19 protein-coding genes, 1 tRNA gene and 1 pseudogene are annotated in these 19571 nt (G+C 63.0%); 11 read left to right on the plus strand and 10 right to left on the minus strand.

Annotated features, from left to right (window positions below; all coding sequences use genetic code 11):
• Positions 1-68: 68 nt before the first annotated feature.
• Both IVA98_RS01710 and IVA98_RS01715 read right to left on the minus strand, forming a co-directional pair.
• The gene (locus tag IVA98_RS01710) at positions 69-2843 is read right to left on the minus strand and encodes a di-heme-cytochrome C peroxidase (RefSeq protein ID WP_247336530.1); all 2775 of its coding nucleotides are present in this window, start codon (positions 2841-2843) and stop codon (positions 69-71) included.
• Positions 2844-3016: 173 nt separating this feature from the next.
• On the minus strand, positions 3017-4813 hold the full coding sequence (locus IVA98_RS01715) for an adenylate/guanylate cyclase domain-containing protein (protein ID WP_247299226.1): 1797 nt from the start codon (positions 4811-4813) through the stop codon (positions 3017-3019).
• Between the two features lie 209 nt (positions 4814-5022).
• Here IVA98_RS01715 and IVA98_RS01720 point away from each other — a divergent pair, with 209 nt between their 5' ends.
• Positions 5023-5655, plus strand: a complete 633-nt coding sequence (locus IVA98_RS01720; RefSeq protein ID WP_247299228.1) for a LysE family translocator — start codon at positions 5023-5025, stop codon at positions 5653-5655.
• 6 nt (positions 5656-5661) lie between these two features.
• Here IVA98_RS01720 and IVA98_RS01725 read toward each other — a convergent pair whose 3' ends face one another.
• Positions 5662-6414, minus strand: coding sequence for a sulfite exporter TauE/SafE family protein (locus tag IVA98_RS01725; protein WP_247299230.1), 753 nt, complete (start codon positions 6412-6414; stop codon positions 5662-5664).
• A gap of 90 nt (positions 6415-6504) precedes the next feature.
• Here IVA98_RS01725 and IVA98_RS01730 point away from each other — a divergent pair, with 90 nt between their 5' ends.
• The 4 genes from IVA98_RS01730 (at position 6505) to IVA98_RS01745 (ending at position 10153) form a co-directional block, all read left to right on the plus strand.
• A complete protein-coding gene (locus IVA98_RS01730; RefSeq protein WP_247299232.1) occupies positions 6505-7395 on the plus strand; it encodes a LysR family transcriptional regulator in 891 nt (296 codons plus the stop codon).
• A gap of 548 nt (positions 7396-7943) precedes the next feature.
• On the plus strand, positions 7944-8729 hold the full coding sequence (sdhB, locus tag IVA98_RS01735) for a succinate dehydrogenase iron-sulfur subunit (protein ID WP_247354234.1): 786 nt from the start codon (positions 7944-7946) through the stop codon (positions 8727-8729).
• Positions 8730-8805: 76 nt separating this feature from the next.
• Positions 8806-9324, plus strand: a complete 519-nt coding sequence (locus tag IVA98_RS01740) for an NUDIX hydrolase (RefSeq protein WP_247299236.1) — start codon at positions 8806-8808, stop codon at positions 9322-9324.
• The gene (locus tag IVA98_RS01745) at positions 9293-10153 is read left to right on the plus strand and encodes an SIR2 family NAD-dependent protein deacylase (RefSeq protein WP_247299238.1); all 861 of its coding nucleotides are present in this window, start codon (positions 9293-9295) and stop codon (positions 10151-10153) included. Before IVA98_RS01740 ends, IVA98_RS01745 begins: the two co-directional genes overlap by 32 nt.
• 8 nt (positions 10154-10161) lie before the next feature.
• Here IVA98_RS01745 and IVA98_RS01750 read toward each other — a convergent pair whose 3' ends face one another.
• Both IVA98_RS01750 and IVA98_RS01755 read right to left on the minus strand, forming a co-directional pair.
• Positions 10162-10530 carry a hypothetical protein gene (locus tag IVA98_RS01750; RefSeq protein WP_247299240.1) on the minus strand — a complete coding sequence of 123 codons (369 nt, stop codon included), beginning with the start codon at positions 10528-10530 and terminating at the stop codon, positions 10162-10164.
• A 107-nt stretch (positions 10531-10637) separates the two neighbouring features.
• The gene (locus IVA98_RS01755; RefSeq protein ID WP_247299242.1) at positions 10638-10871 is read right to left on the minus strand and encodes a DUF3551 domain-containing protein; all 234 of its coding nucleotides are present in this window, start codon (positions 10869-10871) and stop codon (positions 10638-10640) included.
• A gap of 135 nt (positions 10872-11006) precedes the next feature.
• On the opposite strand from IVA98_RS01755, the pseudogene IVA98_RS01760 reads away from it, so the two are divergent.
• Positions 11007-11258, plus strand: a pseudogene (locus tag IVA98_RS01760) (NADH-quinone oxidoreductase subunit D); the annotation flags it as partial.
• A gap of 13 nt (positions 11259-11271) precedes the next feature.
• On the opposite strand, the gene IVA98_RS01765 reads toward IVA98_RS01760, so the two are convergent.
• The 3 genes from IVA98_RS01765 to IVA98_RS01775 all read right to left on the minus strand — a co-directional run bounded on the left by IVA98_RS01765 (position 11272) and on the right by IVA98_RS01775 (position 14458).
• Positions 11272-12240 carry a Bug family tripartite tricarboxylate transporter substrate binding protein gene (locus IVA98_RS01765; RefSeq protein ID WP_247299244.1) on the minus strand — a complete coding sequence of 323 codons (969 nt, stop codon included), beginning with the start codon at positions 12238-12240 and terminating at the stop codon, positions 11272-11274.
• A 21-nt stretch (positions 12241-12261) separates the two neighbouring features.
• Positions 12262-13044, minus strand: a complete 783-nt coding sequence (hisN, locus tag IVA98_RS01770) for a histidinol-phosphatase (protein ID WP_247299246.1) — start codon at positions 13042-13044, stop codon at positions 12262-12264.
• Between the two features lie 523 nt (positions 13045-13567).
• Entirely contained in the window at positions 13568-14458 is an 891-nt protein-coding gene (locus IVA98_RS01775) for an N-formylglutamate amidohydrolase (protein WP_247299248.1), read from the minus strand.
• A 329-nt stretch (positions 14459-14787) separates the two neighbouring features.
• On the opposite strand from IVA98_RS01775, the gene cpdR reads away from it, so the two are divergent.
• From cpdR to IVA98_RS01800, 5 genes are all read left to right on the plus strand, one after another.
• Positions 14788-15147: a cell cycle two-component system response regulator CpdR gene (cpdR, locus tag IVA98_RS01780; RefSeq protein ID WP_007597092.1), complete on the plus strand. Its 360-nt coding sequence runs from the start codon at positions 14788-14790 to the stop codon at positions 15145-15147.
• 73 nt (positions 15148-15220) lie between these two features.
• Positions 15221-15295, plus strand: a tRNA-Val gene (locus IVA98_RS01785).
• 158 nt (positions 15296-15453) lie between these two features.
• Complete coding sequence (locus IVA98_RS01790; RefSeq protein ID WP_247299250.1) at positions 15454-15669, plus strand: hypervirulence associated TUDOR domain-containing protein; 216 nt, start codon at positions 15454-15456, stop codon at positions 15667-15669.
• Positions 15670-15696: 27 nt separating this feature from the next.
• Entirely contained in the window at positions 15697-16233 is a 537-nt protein-coding gene (locus tag IVA98_RS01795; protein WP_247299251.1) for a DUF488 domain-containing protein, read from the plus strand.
• A 110-nt stretch (positions 16234-16343) separates the two neighbouring features.
• Positions 16344-16829: an L-2-amino-thiazoline-4-carboxylic acid hydrolase gene (locus tag IVA98_RS01800; RefSeq protein ID WP_247336515.1), complete on the plus strand. Its 486-nt coding sequence runs from the start codon at positions 16344-16346 to the stop codon at positions 16827-16829.
• Here the strand turns inward: IVA98_RS01800 and IVA98_RS01805 are convergent.
• Positions 16799-17308: an NUDIX hydrolase gene (locus IVA98_RS01805; protein WP_247299253.1), complete on the minus strand. Its 510-nt coding sequence runs from the start codon at positions 17306-17308 to the stop codon at positions 16799-16801. The two genes, IVA98_RS01800 and IVA98_RS01805, sit on opposite strands and share 31 nt — an antisense overlap.
• Before the next feature lie 192 nt (positions 17309-17500).
• Positions 17501-19504, minus strand: coding sequence for an AAA family ATPase (locus tag IVA98_RS01810; protein ID WP_247354235.1), 2004 nt, complete (start codon positions 19502-19504; stop codon positions 17501-17503).
• Positions 19505-19571 lie beyond the last annotated feature (67 nt).

The raw sequence follows: 19571 nt of genomic DNA on the forward strand, positions 1-19571 counted from the left end.
GTGGACCTGCAGAGAATCCTCATTCTCCGCCATGCGGGGAGCTCTTGCGACGAAGCAAATGGCGGTGCTCACAGCGTCTTCAAATACTCGATCAAATCGTAGCGCTCTGCATCGTCCTTGAACGCGCGGCCGATGACGCCGGGGCGTTTCGGATCGCCTTCCTTGCGCTCGAAGGAATGGCCGAGCACGCTGTTGCCCTGGATCGGCTTGCCGTCCGATCCCGTCGCAGAAAATTCCGTTTCGCCGGTCTTGCAACGCTCGTTGGCGGTGACTGCAAAACCGACGGTCTCCGGATCATAGTCGCGGCGGCCCATGCAGAATTTTTGCGGGCGCTCGCCCGCCGGCTTCAGCAACCAATACAGTGAAGGTACCGAACCGTTGTGCAGGTAAGGTGCGGTGGCCCAGATGCCGTTCAGTGGCCGCGCGCGATAGCGCGGATCAGGCGCCGGATTGAGACAGTTCTTGCGCGCGAGATTCCACAATTTCGCCCGCTCGTGCTCCGGCATCTTCTCGTCGTCCATCCATTTGCGGGCGACGAGATCGACCACCGTCATGAGGCCGAGCGCATAGACCATCTCGTTGGGCGAGGTGCTTGCGGTCGGGATGTCGCATTGCCACCATTTCTGGAGATCGGCCGTGTTCACCTTCAGGAAGCCGGGCACATCGACGGTCCTCTTGCTGAGGACAAGGGACTGTTCGGGATCCGTCTTGATCTCGTCGAGGGGGATCGTCACCGCGTTCAGGACCTTGCTGTCGCCGCTCGGCTCCCAATGCTTCGATGACCAGAAGGCCGGGCTGTCGATGGCGGGCAGATGGCATCCGGAGCACATTTCGGTGTAGATCGCACGGCCACGTTCGACGCGATCAGGCTTCAGCCTCCAGGCATCGCCGAGGATCTGCGAGGGCCATTTCGGCGCGAGCAGGCCGCCGAACTTCGGACCGGAGGAAGGATCGACGGCCTTGAACGGATCGGGGCCTCTCAGCATGTCCTCGATCCAGCCGAGTGTCGTGATGTTCACCGAGGAGCGCCACAGCCTGTCCTCTGGATAGGCATCGGACAGGTTAAGCAGGGCCGTCACGCCGAGGGCTTCGCCGGCGTTGCGGATCAGCGGCTGCTCGATCGAGGCGTCGTACTGGGCGAACTTGAACCACGGCACGGTCCAGATCGCGGGATAGCTGACCGGCGCGTCCTGGGCGTGCAGGTTCTTCTCGAATCCCTTGACGCCGCTCAGAGCGAGATCTTGCGAAAAGACCTGATTGCCGATGCGGTTGAGGGCATCGAGCCGGCCGAACCCTTCCTCGGTATCCTTCTGCTGCTTGCCGTCCCAGGTCGTCTTGCCTTCGATCGTTTGTTGCTGGGTTTTTGCCCAATCGATCAGGAAGGTGCCGATCGTGCTGAGCTTCTGCTTGAGCGCGGCGCGGTCCGTCTTGCTGGCCTCAGCGCCGAGCACGCGATCGGCGAAGCGCTGAAAGCGGAACGGAACGTGCAGCGTGTAGGCGATCGACAGGCCCGTCGCGAGCTCGAGCTTCTTCAGGTCGGTCATCGCCGGACCGCCGTCGAAGCGGACGTCGACGCCCTGATAATGGATCTGGCCGGTATGACAGGCCGCGCAGGTCAGCCCGATCTTATCCTCTTCGCGGCGGCCCGTCGCGGGATCGACGACACCGGTCATCCGCGCGAAGCCAACCGGCAGGCCGTCGACGTTCTCCGCCGGCGTCCATCTCGTCGACCAGTCCGACACCTGCGTCGTTTCGTAGACATTGGCGTAGCCGAACCGGCGCAGCGTCGCCGTGTCGGTCAGGATCGACTGCGGGCTCGGGATGAAGCCGAAGCGCTCGAGATAGGCGCTGTCCTTCATCATGCCCGGCTTCGAGAACAGATGAAGGCGCGGTTGCTCCAGCGCCACGAACCACTCATAGGGCACCGGGAAGGTGGCAGTGCCCTGGCTGGCATGATGGAACCAATGCCGGTCCTTCAACGACCAGTTCTGCTCAAGCCAGTAAGCGGCCTTGGTTTCGTGGATCGCCGGCAAGGGTGGCGGCAGAAGATTCACGAGAATGCCCTTCTGCGGCAGCATGGCACGGATCTGGTTGGGGAATTCGGCGACCGCGATGAGGGCGAGGAGACCGAGACCGATCACGACCGCTGCGAGCGCGACGGCCCAGCGAAAGCCGAGCTGGCAGGCCGACAGCAGCGGCTGCGACACGATCCGCTGGCTGATACGGTCCGGGAATTTGCGCTGCTCGAACAGTGTGCGCACGTCGGCCACGCTGAGATAATGCTCCTCGCCCTTCTTACCCTTGCCCATGATCTTCAGGAGGATGGGCCATTCGAACCTCATCAGCAGCGGGTCGTACCAGCGTGCGGCGTTGCCGGCGCGCTGGAGGTTGTCGCGCATGAAGGTCTTGATTTCGACGGCGTTGAGGCCAACCTCGCCGATGCCGGTGTTGGGATCGGTGTAGGTCCGGCCGAAGCTCGCGAGCCGCGTGATCTCGTCCTCGTTGACCTTGCCGTCAACGCCGAGGATGCGCGAGCCGGCCCCTCGCTTGTCGAGCGGACCGCCGCGCAACGCGTCGAGCTGCGCGCCCGACCAGATGGTCTTCAGGACGTGACTGATACCGTTGGCAATGAGCGCAACGCCGCGAACCTGGATGCGGGCCGAGATCTTCTTCACCCCCGTCTCGCCGCTCGCATTCGCAATGGTCTGCGATAGCGTGTTGAGCGGGACGGTCTTGCCGTCGATGAAGCCTTCGCCGACGAGGCCGCGAAGGAACGGACAGGGATTATTTGGCGAAACCTGGATCGAAGGGTCAAAGGGCGGCTTCGAAGCGGCGTGATGCATGGCCCAAATCCGAATCGTGAAAAAGCAGGCGCGCCGTTAGAGCGCGAAAGTTCTAACAAACCGACAGCACGATATACGACTTCAGCGTGTGACGAAGTGTGGCGGATTTCACTGTCTTGGAAACAAGAGCAGACGTGAGGCTGCCAATGGACTACAATGGACCCGTGGCCCTGTCAGGACTCGGCGGCGCGCTTGACGTCGCTCTGCACCAGGGTCAGCTTGCCGAGCGGCACGCCAGCCTTCAGCAGACCCTCGCGGTAATGGGCGATGTCCTCAGGCCGCTTCCAGTGGAAGTTGCGCAAGTGCCTGTCGACATTCAGGGTTGGATAGTTTGTCATCAGCACGCCGACGGCCTCGCTCGCCTCGCCGCTCCGTCCCATTTGGGCCAATGCCGCGGCGCGGATCGCCAGCGCCTGCATGTGGTTCGGGTTGATGTAGAGCTGCTCGCGCGCCCATGACAGGGTCGCGTCATATTGGCGCAACAGATAGTGACTGAAGGCGTTCAGCGCCGCCCATTGGTAGCGCGGGTCGCTGTTGTCGCGCTGCGCCGCCATCGAGAACAGCTCGATCGCCTCACGGTGTTCGCCGATAACGAAATGGCAGATGCCAAGCACGCCCCGCGCGCCGTTGTCGTAGGGGTTGAGTGCGACCGCGCGCTTGGCGGCGTCCATCGCGGCGTCGTAATGCCCCTCCATGGCGTGGGCCCAGGACAGGAGCGAGAACGCGAAGGAGGAGCGCGGGTCGAGCCGGACGCTGGTCTCGGCGAGGTCCATCGCCTCGGCCCACATCTCGCGCGTGCCCTTGACCCAGCCGAACTGGATGCTCTGGATCTGGATCGTGCCGAGATAGGCATGCGCGATCGACAGTTTGGGGTCGAGGCTGATGGCCTCGCGGAACAGCTCGACGGCGATGGCCAAATCCTCCTTGGTCTGCCGATAGTAGTGCGACAATCCCTTGAGGAAGCGGTCCCAGGCGCTCACGTCGGTCGAGAGCCGCGCCGGCGCCGAGGCTTCGGCGCGGACGATCTCGGTGGCGATGGCGGCGGACAGGTTGGTGGTGATCTCGTCCTGCATCGCGAACAGGTCGCCAATGTCGCGGTCGTAGCGGCCGGTCCAGAGCTGCTCGCCGCTCTCCGGAGCGATCAGCTCGGCGGTGACGCGGATCTTGGCACCGGCGCGCCGCACCGAGCCCTGGATCAGATAGGTGGCATCGATCTCGCGCGCGATCAGCCGGGTGCTCGTGTTCTTGCCCTTGAAGGCGAAAGTCGAGTTGCGGCTCAGCACGCGGTAGAAGGATTGCAGCGACAGCGCGTGGATCAAATCCTCAGTGAGTCCGTCGGAGAAATATTCGTCCTGGGCATCGCTGAGATTGGCGAAGGGCAGTACGCCGACGATCGCGGTGCGGTACTGCTGCGAAAGGGCGGACGCCTCCCTCAGCTCGGGCGCGAGCGGCGGCGCGCCCTCGGGCGTCCAGGTCCAAACTCCGACCGCATCCTTGATGTTCTTGAAGCGATGGTTGCCGGCGTCGGTGAGCGGCACGGTGAGATGCTTGCTCGCCTCGCGATAGGCCTTCGCCGAGATGGCGAAGCCGCCCGGGCTCGCCACCGATTCCAGGCGGACGGCAATGTTGACGTCGTCACCGAACACTTCGTCCTCATCGGCGATGACGTCGCCCATGTGGATGCCGAGCCGGAACTGCATGGCGCGGTCGGCGGGCAGATGATGGTTTCGCTCCGCCATCAGCGTCTGCATCGCGATCGCCGCCTCGGTGGCGCCGACGATCGAGGGAAACTCGAGCAGGAAGCCGTCGCCGGTGTTCTTCACGACACGGCCGCCGTGATTGAGGATGATGGGGTGGATCGCGCTGCGATGGGCCTTGAAGGCAGCATGGGTGCCGGCCTCGTCGCTGCCCATCATGCGCGAATAGCCGGCGACATCGGCGCAGACAATGGCGGCCAGACGTCTTTCCATATCCCAGGAGCTCCAAGGGACCTGCGATCGGCCACGGCGTGGCAGTCGCCCCGAATCCCGCATTTCAAGAACCCTGCCTTTATAAAGCAGATGGGGCCGCGCGAAAGTATGATCCGCATTGCAAATTCGAGTTAATTCCACGCAATTGCGGCAGTGGACGGGGAGGGGCGAACCGACTAAGCCGCTTCAAGGCCGACGGGGGGCATCACATGCTGGGCATTCACGAGATCTGGCTCTTCATCCTGTCGGGCGTGCTGCTCAACATCACGCCGGGCCCTGATACCGTCTATGTCATCGGCCGCAGCATGCAGATGGGCTGGCGGGGCGGCGCCGCCGCCGCGCTGGGCATCAGTTGCGGCTGCTTTTTCCATGTCGCGGGCGCCGCGATCGGCCTTTCGGCCCTGCTGATGGCCTCATCGACTGCGTTCTCGATCCTGAAGCTGGTCGGCGCGGCCTATCTGGTCGTCACAGGACTTCAGATGCTGTGGTCGCGCCCGGCGCTGGCGGCGGTCAGGGACGAGGGCGAACGGAGTTCGCTGCGGCGCGTCTTCCTCCAGGGCGTCTTAACCAACGCGCTCAATCCCAAGGTCGCGCTGTTCTTCCTCGCCTTCCTGCCGCAATTCGTCGCAGCCGATTCACCGCACAAGCCGCTCGCCTTCCTGACCCTCGGGTTGGTCTTCATCTGCACGGGGACGCTGTGGTGCCTGGTGCTGGCCGCCTTTGCGGCAAGGGCGGCCCATCGCTTGCGGAGCTCCGAGGGCGCGATCGCCTGGGTCAACCGCGCGCTCGGCGGCCTCTTCATCTATCTCGGCATCCGCGTCGCCATGCTGGAGACGCGGTGACTTCCGTCAGGCAAATTCCTTCGCCAGCGCGCTGCCGGCAAGATAAAGGCCGAGCAGGATCATTGCGATCAGGAACCAGCGGCGGAACGCCTCCGCTGGCATCCGCGCCCGTACCGACTGGCCGATGAACATGCCGGCAAAGGCCATGGCGAGTCCCACGGCGCCAGGCACGGCGTTGGCGGGCGTCAGCAATCCGACGGCGGTCAGGTTGAAGGCGAGCGCCAGCGTCGCCGTTGTGAAGAACACGCCGAGCGCCTGCACCAGTTCGTCCTTCTCCATGCCGATCGCCTGCATGAACGGCATCGAGGGGATCACCTGCACGCCGGTCGAGGCCGAGATCACGCCGGTGACGACACCGACCACGCCGCCGACCCATTTCTCGTTCTTAGGCGCGACGCGGAACTGGAATTTGTTCAGGCCGATCACCGCGTAGACGACGAGCAGGGCGCCGAGCACGATCGTGCCGTAGCGCGCATGCGGGCCGGTCAGCGCGCCCGCATTGAGCCAGCATCCAATCACGGTGCCGATCATCAGCGGCCAGAGCCGCCTCAGGATGTCGCGCAAATGAGGGCCGACGAAGGTCTGCCAGATGTTGGTGATAATCGCGGGCACGATGACGATGGCGATCGCGCGGCTCGGCGCCATGCTCACCGCGAGCAGGCCCATGGACACCGTCGGCAGGCCGAGCCCGACGACGCCCTTAACGAATCCGGCGATCAGGAACACGGCGGCGACGGCAATGAGAAGGGGGTCGAACATATCCGCACATTGACCTAAGCCTTGCGCCGGCACAATCTGGAGGTTACGGAGACAGCCTTCGCTGAATACGAAGGCTGAGGAGAAACCGTCATGCGCTTCGACCTTGTCGACCTCCAGCTCTTCATCGCGGTCGCCGATCAGCGCAGCATCACCCGCGGCGCGGAGCGGTCGCACCTGGCGCTTGCCTCGGCCAGCGCGCGCATCAAGGGCCTCGAAGATGCACTCGGCGTCGCGCTGCTCAAGCGCGGGCGCCGCGGCGTCGAGCTGACCGCGGCGGGCGAGAGCCTGCTTGATCACGCGCGCCTCGTCATCCACCAGATCGACGCCATGCGTGGCGATCTCGCCGGCTTTGCCAGCGGCGTGCGCGCCAGCGTGCATTTCCTCGCCAATACCTCAGGGCTCTCGGAGCACCTGCCGAAGGCGCTGGCCGGCTTCCTGCGCGAACATCCCGACGTCGCCATCGACATCGAGGAGCGCGAGAGCACCGATATCGCGGCGGCGATTACCGCGGGGGCCGCCGACCTCGGCTTTGCCGCCGAGCACGCGCTGCCAGAGCATATCGAGCGCTTCCCCTTCAGCGAGGATCGGCTGACGCTGGTGACGTCGCGCCGCGGCCCGTTCGCGGGCCGCCGCCAGATCGACTTTCAGGAAGCGGGCGCCTGTGACTTCGTCGGGTTGACCAGCGCCACTGCGCTTCAGATGCATATTTCGAAACATGCGGCGCGGCTCGGCATGCGCCCGCATTTCCGCGCGCGGCTGCGCGACTTCGATGCGATCTGCCAGATGGTCGCCGCCGATGTCGGCGTGGCGCTTGTGCCCGAAGCCGCCGCCCGCCGCTGCGCCAAGACCATGCCGCTCTCCATGGTCCGCCTGCGCGATGCTTTCGCCAACCGGAAGCTCGTGATCTGCGCGCGTAGCTTCAAGACGCTGCCAAGACCGGCGAAGATGCTGGTGGAGCATTTGCGGGCCACGGCGGCATGAGTCGGGTGTTGCCGCGGAATTGCGGTGCGCGACAAGGCGAGCTGAGTTGTCTGCATCGCGCCCGCGCCACCTATGAGGTGGCCGTCCGGAAGTCTCTCTGCGAAATGGTTCTGGCGCTTGCCGCGTAGTCGACAAGCCGAGCCTGCCAAGAGCGGGCAAAAACGATCCTTGCAGCAGATTGCATCTCCAGTGCGTGGACGACAGACGCATCGCCGCGTCGAACGTTCCTACTTCGTCGAGAAGATCGACATGGAGCAGGCGTTGGTGCCAACCAGCGTCTTGGCCGTTTAACGCAGGTTGGTCTCGATGGATTGGCTGCTTCGATGCGCAAGCCTCGCGCCGCGGAGGCGCGATCGTCATAGGAACGCTTGCGCGAGAGATGGCTTGTTTCTCGCGGCAAAAGTGCCGGTTCGCGCACGGGTCATCAATGCAAGGCATCAGATGCTGCTCGCGACAGCGCCGGCATTCAGGGTCATCTTATTCGGTCTCTTGCTGGATGATCTTCTGCAGTTGCGTTGCTCTGTGCCGATCTGACGGAGGAGGTGACCATGGTGGAGTTCAGGCTTCCAAGAAACTCCCGCATCGGGCAAGGAACGGTCTGGCCAAAGCCGCGCAGCAAAAGCTTGCGCGAGTTTCACATCTATCGCTGGAATCCCGACGATGGCCGCAATCCCCGGCTCGACACCTACTTTGTCGACACGACGGATTGCGGGCCGATGGTGCTGGACGGCCTGATCTGGATCAAAAACAACGTCGACTCGACCTTGACGTTCAGGCGATCCTGCCGCGAGGGCGTGTGCGGCTCATGCTCGATGAACATCGCCGGCCAGAACACGCTGGCCTGCACCAAATCCATGAGCGAGGATATCCGGGATGGTGAGCCGCTCCGCGTGCTGCCCTTGCCGCATCAGCCCGTGGTGAAGGATCTGGTGCCGGACCTGACGAACTTCTATGCGCAACTCGCCCTCATCGAGCCGTGGCTGCAGACCAGTTCGCCCATGCCTCAGAGGGAATGGCGGCAAAGCCTCGAGGATCGGGCAAAGCTCGATGGCCTGTACGAGTGCATTCTCTGTGCCTGCTGCTCGACGTCGTGCCCGAGCTACTGGTGGAATTCCGAGCGCTTCCTGGGCCCGGCGGCCCTGATTCAGGCCGCGCGATGGATCAACGACAGCCGGGACGAAGCCACAGGCGAGCGCCTCGACATGCTCGAGGACCCTTTCAGGATCTATCGCTGCCACACCATCCTCAATTGCGCCAAGGCATGTCCGAAAGGTCTCAACCCGGGAGAAGCCATCGCCGCCCTGCGCCTCAAGATGGTCGAGCGGAAGTTCTGATCGCTGCAGACGCCACTCCGCAGACAGGAACCATGCCTGCGGCGCTTGCTTATCAATCTCCGAACGGAGGAGTTTGATGGGAAAGAAGCAGTTCGCCGCTTTGCCGTTTCGTCTGGATAATTCCGAACTGCGCGTGATGCTGATCACGACCAGGCGCAAGCGCAGATGGAGTGTCCCCAAGGGATCGCCGATGCGCAACAAGGAGCCGCATCTCACGGCTGCGCTGGAGGCCTACGAGGAGGCGGGTCTGGTCGGCATCATTGCGACACGCGCGATGGGCAGCTTCAAGCATCGCAAACGGAAGGGCGACCGCAAGCGGACCATGGACGTTGCCGTCTTCCCCATGAAGGTCCATGGTCAGGAGCGTTGGTGGCCCGAAAAAGGGGAGCGGGAAGCGATCTGGGTCTCCCCGGAAACGGCGGCGCGTCTGGTGCACAAAGCGGAGCTCCGGCGGTTGATTGCCCGCTTCGCGGCGCGAACGGAAAAGGGTGCGTCCTCGCTGCTGAGCGGCAGGCGGGCTTTCTTGTCCAGGAACCAGCGTCCCGCGCAATCATTCAAGCTAGATGAAGCAAAGACCGACAAGGCTTGCATCTGAGGAGCGGCCGCCTCACGAAGTTCTGGCTGCGGCCATAGAACGACGTCGCGCGGTGCTGTTCGTCGGCGCCGGCGTCTCGATGGCCGTCGGATTGCCATCCTGGCAGTCCCTGATCGAGCATCTGCTCGACGATCTCGGCCTCGAACGGGACGTCCTCGAGGGAATGCACGGCGGCTATCAGATGCTTGCGGAGTATTACCGGCTGAAGCGTGGGGGCATCGGCCCGCTCCGCAGCTGGCTCGATCGCAATTGGCGCGTCGATCCAGAGAGAATCGCCACCTCGGAGCTCCACCGGATCATCGTCGAGCTCGATTTTCCGGTCATCTACACAACGAACTACGATCGCAATCTCGAGACTGCCTTCGATGTTCTGAAAAAGCCATACGCGAAGATCAGCAACGCGAAGGAGATCGCGAGCGCTGGCGCCGGCGTCACGCACATCATCAAATTCCACGGCGACTTCGACGATGATGCCTCGCTCGTTCTGACCGAGACCGACTTTCTCAACCGGCTCGCATTCAATTCCCCGCTCGATATCCGTTTTCGCGCCGATGCTTTGGGAAGCACGCTGCTCTTCGTCGGCTACAGCATGTCCGATCCAAACATACGGCTGCTGCTGCACCGGATTTGGCAGATTTGGGATGAATCCGGGCACCGACAGGACCGGCCGAAATCCTTCGTGTTCGTCGCCCAGCGCAATCCGGTGCAGGAAGCCGTATTGGCGAACTGGGGCATCACGACCATTGCGCCGCCTGAGGGAATGGCCGCCGACGATGGTCTGACCCGATTTCTCCTCGACGTGCGTCAGCGTATCGATCGAAGCTCCTAGAGCGATCGCTATCGCCGGCGCACGGTGCAGATCCCGTTCCGGATCGGAGCGACGCTTGCTGCATATTGCATATCCAGAAGGCCCGCCCGCCACCGCTGCGCCACCGCTTCCGAAAGATCAAAGGATTTTTCAGGTCCGGCCTCTTCGCGACCCTGGCGGTAGCCCTGGAGATCGACGAGGTCGTCGCAAACAAGGTCCTGCAGCTCCGCGCGAAGCTGGCGGGCTTCCAGGGCATGGCCCAGGCGCTGAAATGTCTGGTTGCCGTAGGTCAGGTCGCTTTTGCGCTCGGCTGCAGCTTCATCGCCGAGCCACCGGCCGGCAATCTGCACTGGCGCGAACTCAGGGAGGAAGCCGCAACTGGCCAGAATGTGATCCATTTCGATCCGTTACGGCGGTGAGCTGGCGCTCTGCTGTCTCGGCGCCGCTCGGCTCAGCGGCGCGGTCAGTCAAGGCGGGCCCCGGTTGTCGGTCTGATTCAGGCTGATCACCGGTATCCCCTGTGGCGGCGTGCGTAGGCATGTCGAGGGTTGATGCCGCAATAGGCCTGCGTGCCCGATGCGGTCGCCATGCACTGAGCGTAGCTGGCGAACTGGCAATTGCCCGGATAGCCCCAAATCCGGCCCTGGAGGCAGTAGCGATCCTGTGCGACCGCCGTCGCAGGGCCGAAGCTCGTCACAAACGACAGGACGGCGGCAATCATCAGCAAACGATGTTTCATTGAAATCTCCAATTTCGACAATGAACGCGGCCGGTGAGGCTGCGTTCCAAAAGGGCGCGCAGCACGCGCGTCCCAGGGATTCAAGCGTGCGATTAACCTGTATGAAGCCGCTCGCAGTGGATCGCGGCTAGGGTAATCGCTGCAACGTCTCGATCGGAAGCAGGATACCCGAACAGTCTTCGAGCCTCAGAACTTCAGCATCAATTTGGTCCTCAGCATCCGCGACCAATAGCGTGCTGCGGCTCGTGCTCGCGCTCGACAGCGAGGTCGCCGCGCGCGTCGATCCCCATATCGGATTTGCTGCGTCGAGGCAGCGAGAAGCTGATAGAGGCCAAGGCATACCTCCACGCAATTCCGTATTTCGACCGGCTCGACAAACTATTTCCGGCGTCTGTGGGCTTTACTTTGCCGTCTCCACGCCGGCGTCCTTGATCACCTTCGCCCACTTCTTGGTCTCATCCGCGATGAAGCTGCGAAAATGCTCCGGCTCATCGCCGATCAGCGTCGCGCCTTGGGCTGCGAGCTTCTCCTTCACCGCCGGATCGGCCATCGCCTTCGTCGCAAGAGCATGCAGCGCGGCGACGATCTCGTTCGGTGTGCCCTTGGGGGCGACCATGCCGTACCAGTTCTCGATACGTAGCGCGGGAAATCCCGCTTCCGCGGTGGTCGGCACGTCGGGCGCGGTCGGTGCGCGCTCGGCCGAGCCGACCGCAATGGGGCGCAAGGCGCCGGCCTTGACCTGCGGCAGCAGCACCGGCAGGTCGAGGAACGTCATCTGCACCTGCTGTCCCAGAAGATCGTTCACCGCCGGCGCGGCGCCGCGATACGGCACGTGCACGATGTCGATCTTCGCCGTCAGCTTGAACAATTCGCCGGCGAGATGCGGTAGGCTGCCGGGGCCGGAGGAGGCGAAGTTGAGCTTTCCCGGCTGCGCCCTGGCGAGCGCAATCAACTCGCCGATGTCCTTGGCGGGCACGTTGGTCGCGACCACCAGCATTTCCGGCACGGTCGCAACCAGCGTCACCGGCGTGAGATCGTTGAGCGTGTCGTAGGCGACCTTCTCCATACTCGGGCTGATCGCCAGCGCGCCGGCTGAGGAGATCGCGACGGTGTAGCCGTCGGGCGCGGCCTTGGAGACGGCGTCAGTGCCGAGCACGCCGCCCTGGCCGCCGCGATTGTCGATCAGCACCGGCTGTCCCGACAGTTTCGACATGCGCTGGCCGATCACCCGGGCGATGATATCGTTGGGACCGCCGGCCGGGAACGGCACGATCAGCTTGATCGGCTTGGCCGGAAAATTCTGCGCGGAGGCGAGCGTCGGCAGTAGAAGCAGGAACAATCCGAGGAGCAGCCTGCGTGAGACGGTCATGCAAGCCCTCCGCTCGCGTTGTTATTGGTTCAATAGCTTGAGTGCTTCTTCGTGGACCCTGGGGTCGCCAGCCGCGATGATGCGGCCGCCCCCCTGGGCCGGCTTGCCTTCCCAGGTGGTGACGATGCCGCCGGCGCCGGTCACGATCGGGATCAGCGCCGCGATGTCGTAGGGCTTCAGCTCGGTCTCGACCACGAGGTCGACATGGCCGGCCGCGAGCATGCAATAGGAATAGCAATCGCCGCCATAGCGCGACAGCCGCGCGCCCTGCTCGATGCGGCCAAAGATGGCGCGGTCGCGCTCGTTCATCAGCAGCGGGCTGGTGGTGTAGGTCGTGGCTTGCGAGAGCGAGGCGCAGCGCCGGACCTGGAGCCGCCGCTCGCCGGAGGGCCCCTTGTAATTGGCCAAGCCGTTGTCGCCGGAGAAGCGTTCGCCGATGAAGGGTTGGTGCATCATGCCGAACACTGGCGCGCCCTTGTGCAGCAGCGCGATCAGGGTGCCCCAGATCGGAAAGCCGCCGATGAAGGATTTCGTGCCGTCGATGGGGTCGAGCACCCAGACATAGTCGGCGTCGTCGCGCTCATTGCCGAACTCCTCGCCGACGATGCCGTGCTGGGGAAAGCTGGCCTTGATCAGCCGCCGCATCACTGCCTCCGCGGCGCGGTCGGCTTCCGTCACGGGATCGAAATCCTTGGTCTTGCTCTTGTCGTCGACCGACAATGAGGTGCGGAAGAACGGCAGGATGGTTTCGCCGGAGACGGTGGCGAGCCGTCCGATGAAAGCTGAGAAGTCGATCACCGTCACGGCGTATCCTCGAAAGCGAAAGTCGAATGAAGCTCGCTTCTGCCTAGCTCAAATCGGCACAATCTTGCAGCGCTGTCTTTGAATGCTCCCTGGTATTTTGAATGCCGCAAGCCGGCTGCCTCATCTCAGTCATCTCTTGGCCAAATATCGATCACAGCGTTGAAAACTTAGTTCCAATGATGCCTCGTTCGTATGCAAACACCTATCAACCCATTGAATTTCCTTATCAATGGAAGTGAATCTGGGTTTCCATAGAAGCAACTGAGCCATGTGTGTTTTGCATGGGAAATCGCTCAAAAGCCCTTGCACTTTGTGCGGCGCGGTCGCATATTGTTGCGGTGCGGTAGCGCTTTGCGTTACCGCTGCCCTCCTTGGGCGTTTCCTCCCTAGACTTGGGCCGCTTCTTCATCAGAAGCGGCCCTTTTTTCTTTCGGAGCCTGTTTTCGTTTTCAGCGCGCCGGCGATGCGAAGCGAAACGCGCCCGCCGTTGCTCACGGCCCGGATCGTTCCGGAAAAATCCAAGCTATTCCGCTGCGGCCTGGAACGGGCCGAGATCGCCGAACGGGATCGTGGCCGCCAGCACGTCGGCGAGGATGGCGAAGTCGCTTGCGACTTGCGCAAAGCGCGGACCGCGCTCGCGCCGCCGTTCGTCCATGTAGATCGCGCGATTGAGCTCGAGCTGCACGGCGTGCAAGCCGCTTGCGGGGTTGCCGTAATGCTCGGTGATGAAGCCGCCGGCATAGGGCTTGTTGCGGCCGATCGAATAGCCGAGCCCCGTCATGGTCTCCTCGACGCGGTCGGGAAGCAGCGGCGTGCAGCTCGTGCCGTAGCGGTCGCCGATCACGATATCGGGCCGGCGCGGCTCGTCGCGGGAGACGCCGACCGAGGGCATCGAGTGGCAGTCGACCAGCACCACGGTGCCGAACATCTGGTGTACCTTGTTAATCAGCCGGCGCAGCGCGCGATGGTAGGGCTTATACAGCGTCTCGATCCGCCCCAGCGCGTCGTCGACCAGGATGCGGTCGCGGTAGATCTCCTGTCCGTCACCGACCACGCGCGGAATGGTGCCGAGACCCCCGGCGACCCGCATCGAGCGGGTATTGGCAAAGCTTGGCAGACGGCCTGTGAACATGCGCGGGTCGAGCTCATAGGGCTCGCGGTTGACGTCGACATAGGAGCGGGGAAAGTTGACCCGCACGGTGGGAAAGCCGCGATCGCTCAAATGGCCGATCAGCTCGTCCATGAAGGAATCTTCGGACCGCCGCAGCGTCGGCAGATCGATTCTGGAGGCGCTGAGGAATTCGTCCGGATAGGTCGAGCCGGAATGGGGCGAGTTGAAGATGACCGGGGCACGCCATTGCGCGGGCTCCACGATCTCAAAGGCTGGCGACGTCGCGCCGTCAAACCGGGTCATCTTCTCAGGCTTCGTCCCTTCGCGCCGGGATCTGGCGTGGTCCAGATCGCATTGATTCGGCCGATCGAGCGGCTCTTATGTGTCGTCATTGTCCGGAATCGCAACCATTCTGCCAAGCGAAAAGATGCGATGGCCGTTGGAACACGTCTTAACCGTGCGGGCAGGGAGGTGGGGATGCGTCGGCGGCTCGATTGATTCGATCTGCATTCCGGTTCACAAGGGACCGGCAGTGGCAGCTGTCTCAGGGTTAAGATTTTCACCCCAAATTTACCCTCTGTCGGGCTTAGTGACCTCTGCTGATATCCTCTGGGGATTCGACGTTTCCTGCCATGCCAAAGATCCTGCTCGCCGAAGACGACAACGACATGCGCCGCTTCCTGGTCAAGGCGCTGGAAAACGCCGGTTTTCAGGTCTCGTCCCACGACAACGGCATGGCCGCCTATCAGCGGTTACGGGAAGAACCGTTCGAGATGCTGCTGACCGACATCGTGATGCCGGAGATGGACGGCATCGAGCTCGCCCGCCGCGCCTCGGAACTCGACCCCGACATAAAAATCATGTTCATCACCGGCTTCGCCGCGGTGGCCCTGAACTCGGATTCGGACGCCCCCAAGAATGCCAAGGTACTGTCCAAACCCGTCCATCTGCGCGAATTGGTCAGCGAAGTGAACAAGATGCTGGCGGCCTGAATCGGCCCCTTCCGTCCTTGCACAGGCTCCCCTGAGCCGTTATAGGGACCCCACCCGATCTAGACGACCTCTAGGGCACGTAGCTCAGCGGGAGAGCACTACCTTGACATGGTAGGGGTCACAGGTTCGATCCCTGTCGTGCCCACCATCCTTCGCTCGCGAAGCGAGAGAAGGATGCCACGCCGAAGCCCAAAGGGCGCAGGCGGGCTTATCGCCGGCAAGCCACGATTCAACGGATACTAACGCGAAGCGTAGACGGACTGGGGTGTCCCTGGAACAGTCCGATGCCATCGGTATTGGTCCGCCATGCCGAAAACCTTCAAGCGCGGCGACCACGTCAGCTGGAATTCGGAGGCCGGCCGCGTGCGCGGCCGTATCCTGCGCGTGCACACCGCGAACGTCGACTACAAGGGCTACGTCCACCACGCCACGCCGGACGATCCGCAATACGAGATCAAGAGCGATAAGACCGATCACGTCGCCCTGGACAAGGGCAAGGCGTTGCGATTGTTGCAGAGCTGACGAACGTGAGGTGGGCAAGGCATCCCCATGGCTCATCCCTTCTTCACCATCGGTCATGCCACGCGTTCGATTGGGGAATTCGTCGAGTTGCTGCGAGGCAGCTCGATCACATATCTGGCCGACGTTCGCACCGTTCCCCGCTCGCGCACCAATCCGCAGTATAATCGCGACACGCTGCCGGAGTCGCTCGCGGCCGTTTCGATCGGCTACGAGCATATCGCCTCGCTCGGCGGCCTGCGCAGCCGCAAGGGCGAGGTGCCGCGCGAGACCAATGCTTTCTGGCAGAACGGCAGCTTTCATAATTATGCCGACCACGCCATGAGCGCGGCCTTTCACGATGGTCTGGCTCATTTGCGCGATCTCGGGCAGACGCAGCGCTGCGCCATCATGTGCGCGGAAACATTATGGTGGCGATGTCACCGACGCATCATCACCGATTATCTGCTCGCCGCCGGCGAAACCGTGTTTCACATTCTGGGACCAGGGCAGGTCAAACCGGCCGAGATGAACCCGGCGGCGCGCGTTATGGCTGACGGCAGCTTGGTTTATCCTGCGGAAAGTTAGCCAATCGTCGCTATCGCGGCTATTCTTGCCGCAGTCGTAGATCCTCTGCGGTGATGGTCGTCACCGTCACTCATAAATCTACGGCCTTGATCCAAGACGCGAGGCTGCCCATGAGCGTGTCCGTCATCGAACAGGCAAAAATCCAGGCGCAGGTGCTGGTGCCGCTGGTCAAGGCATTGCAGGCCGAGCTCGGCGAGGCGCGCGCCAACGCGCTGGTGCGCAAGGCGCTCGGCGATCTCTATCGCGGCTTCGGCGAGGAATTCTGGAAATCGAAGAACCTGAACAAGAACGAGACAGACCTCGGCCAGGCGGTCGGGTCCGCCTTCACGACCTATGCCCGCGGCGACGCGCTCGCCTATGACGTCATCGAGCAGTCCAAAGACGTCTTCGCCTTCGACGTGAAACGATGCGCTTATGCCGAGTTCTACAAGGCGCTCGGCGAGCCCGAGCTCGGCTTTCTCCTGATCTGCACCGCCGACTTTGCGACAGCAGATGGCTTCGGCCCTGACATCACGCTCACGCGCACGCAGACCATCATGCAAGGCGCCGATCATTGCGACTTCCGCTACCGACGCGACTCCGGCGAGCGCCGGTGAAGGGAGCGCCTCTCACGCCGACGCGTCTTTTGCCCCAGCAGCAGGTCTTTCAGCCCGGTCGGAAACAGGCTCGGGGCACCTTCCACGTCGAGATCGGCGAGATCGAACCAGCGGGCGACGACGTGCGCGCCGTTGTCCTCCCTGAAATCGATGTGGTCGTGATCGCGGAATGCAGCATCGGGAAACTCGACCTCGGAGATGAACATCACCTCGTGCCCGGTTGCTCCCTCGTGCGCGAAGATATTCTCCAGCATCAAGGGCTCGCCTTTGAGGACGACGTCGATGCCGAGCTCTTCGTTGAATTCGCGCGCCAGGGCAGCCCGCCAGCTTTCGCCGAACTCGATCTCGCCGCCGAGCGGGCGCACGCCCTTGATCCGGCCTGCATCGTCACGAACCTCGGCCGCCAGCAGGCGTCCGTCCCGCCAATGCAGGCCGATCGCGACGACCCTGATATGGGCATGAGGACGCCATCTGGTCATGGGGCACCGTTAGTCCGCCTCCGGCCTCTGTGCAACGCGCCGTGTTGCTTTCGCTTCGTCGTTGCGAGCACACCGCAATCATCAGCCGCCTCAAGGAGGGCCTTCATCGATTGGCGCCAGAGCAGCTTGCGGGGGCCGCTGGATCTAAACGCGGCGGCTCCTTAGGTGTCGGCAACAAGCGGTTGTCTCCTCTTAAGGGGACGGCGCCATTGCGAGCATCCGATCGCGCCACTCCAGCCAGGGTTCCGTTTGCCAGTTCCGGACGAAGCAGCCGATGGGCAGGCCGTCGATGACGAGATCGCAGGCGGGCATGCGCAGGAAGCCTGTGCCTTCGAGGAGAGGCGCAAAATGATCGGGGTGGACGGAAACCACGACATAGAACCTTAGATTGCGCTCGGTCGCCCAAAGGGTGGAGTGACAAATCTGCAAGGCGTTCATCGCCGGATTCAATCCGCGTCTTTCGCCCTCCGGTATCGTAAACCTGGACATCAACGATACGGCTATCCCATCCGGATCATGAAGTCCGTCGCCCAGCACCCCGCACACGGCATCCACGACCGGATCAATCGCGGCGCTGCGGTCGTCCAGTCCGCCGAGCCGCAGCACCAAGGTCACCCCACAAACCATGCCATCGCGTTGGCGCGCCACGAGCGCGCGGGTGGCGCTGTGTCGGCTCCAATGTTCAAACAACACGCGTTCGGCGGGCGGCAGCGCACCATCACGCAAGCGTGCGATGCCGCTCGAGTCAGCTTCCGTCGCTGGACCCACTGTTATGCTACCCATCGTGGGATAGTCGAAGTAGCGCTGCATCAGCGGCGAATGGCGGCCAAGGAACTGTAATTCGACTCCGGTCCGCAAGATGTCCCGGCCGTCGCGGAGGCGCCGAATCAAATGCCGACTGATCGAATGTTGAAGTCGTCGTAAGGCCTGAGGGTCTCGCCAACGCAGTTCTTCATCAATCGCCGCCCGCACCAGTTCATGCGGCTGAAGGCCGTGGGGGCTGACTCGCACATAATTCTGCATAGCGAGCCACTCGAACAGCATGGGCGCACTTGCCGAATCCACGACGTCGGACAACAACGGGGCCGTCGTTGTCAATGCCTGTGCACAGACTTCAAGCGCTGTCCGGTGCTGCGGGGTTGGGGCTTCGGCGACGCAGCGGCGGGTTAACTCCCGGACAATATCCGGACCCAATCCTTGAGGGACATGATCCGCGCGCCGAACCTCGGCAGCGAGCATGACCAAAGCTAGCGGATGTCCGTGGCAGAGATCGAGGATCGCGGCATGCGCGTCCTCCCCGACACCGTAAGCCGTGAGCAGATGCGCCGAATCCGTGCGGGAAAGAGAATCCAGGCCGATGCATTGCATTGCTGTGCACCACAGGGGATGCGCGGTCCAATGCGAGTCAGGCGGTTGACGTCCGGCCAACACCACGGTCGTTTGCGAAGGCAAGCTTGGGAGCAACGTATCGCGCACCCAGCCGCTGGCGGGCTCAAGGTGTTCAAACGAATCGATCACCAGCACGTTGCGACCGGATACCAGCCGGCCTGAAGCAAGCACGTCGATACCGTCGGCCTTACTGTCCGGTTCAATTGCGCTTCTTGCGGCACCAATGAGCGCCTCCGGTCTCGGTGGAATACCCGCGGCATCAATCATGAAAAAGCCGACGTCGCTTGTGACCGCTTCGGCGCGCAGCCGCTCCAGCAAGGTGGTCTTTCCGATGCCGCCGGGCCCGTGGATGAAATACAGCGACGTGCTCGGTGCGCTAGGTGAAATGGATGCGCGAAGCGCGCCAAGTTCGGTCTCGCGCCCGACGAAGCGTCTCAAGGCTACGCCACGGAGGCGATCTCCCATGCTGATGACGCTTGCACCTGCGGGGTCTTGCGGAGTAGCGGCATCGGTGCCGCGCTCAACCGTGACCAGCATATATCCACGGCGCGGGAGAGTTCGCAGCGCCGTGCGGCCGAACTTCCCGAGTGCCTGGCGAACGTCTCCGATGGCCTGAACAAGCGAGTCCTCGGTAACCTCGCAGTCGGACCAGACCTCGTCCAGCAATTCGCTCTTGCCGACCAGACAACCGACGCGGAGTGAGAGGAGCTTGAGCACGAGCCAGGCCCTCGGTCGCAACGGAACAGGCTCGCCGTGGACGTCGAGCAGCAGCTCGCGTGATAAGTCCACGGTGTAGTCACCGATCACAACCGTCTGTGGAGATGGCTTCACGAGTTGTCGCCGGCAGTTTCGGAAAATTTCGTCCCATTTTCGG

The organism is Bradyrhizobium sp. 160, assembly GCF_023073735.1.
In the GTDB taxonomy this organism is placed as follows: Bacteria; Pseudomonadota; Alphaproteobacteria; order Rhizobiales; family Xanthobacteraceae; genus Bradyrhizobium.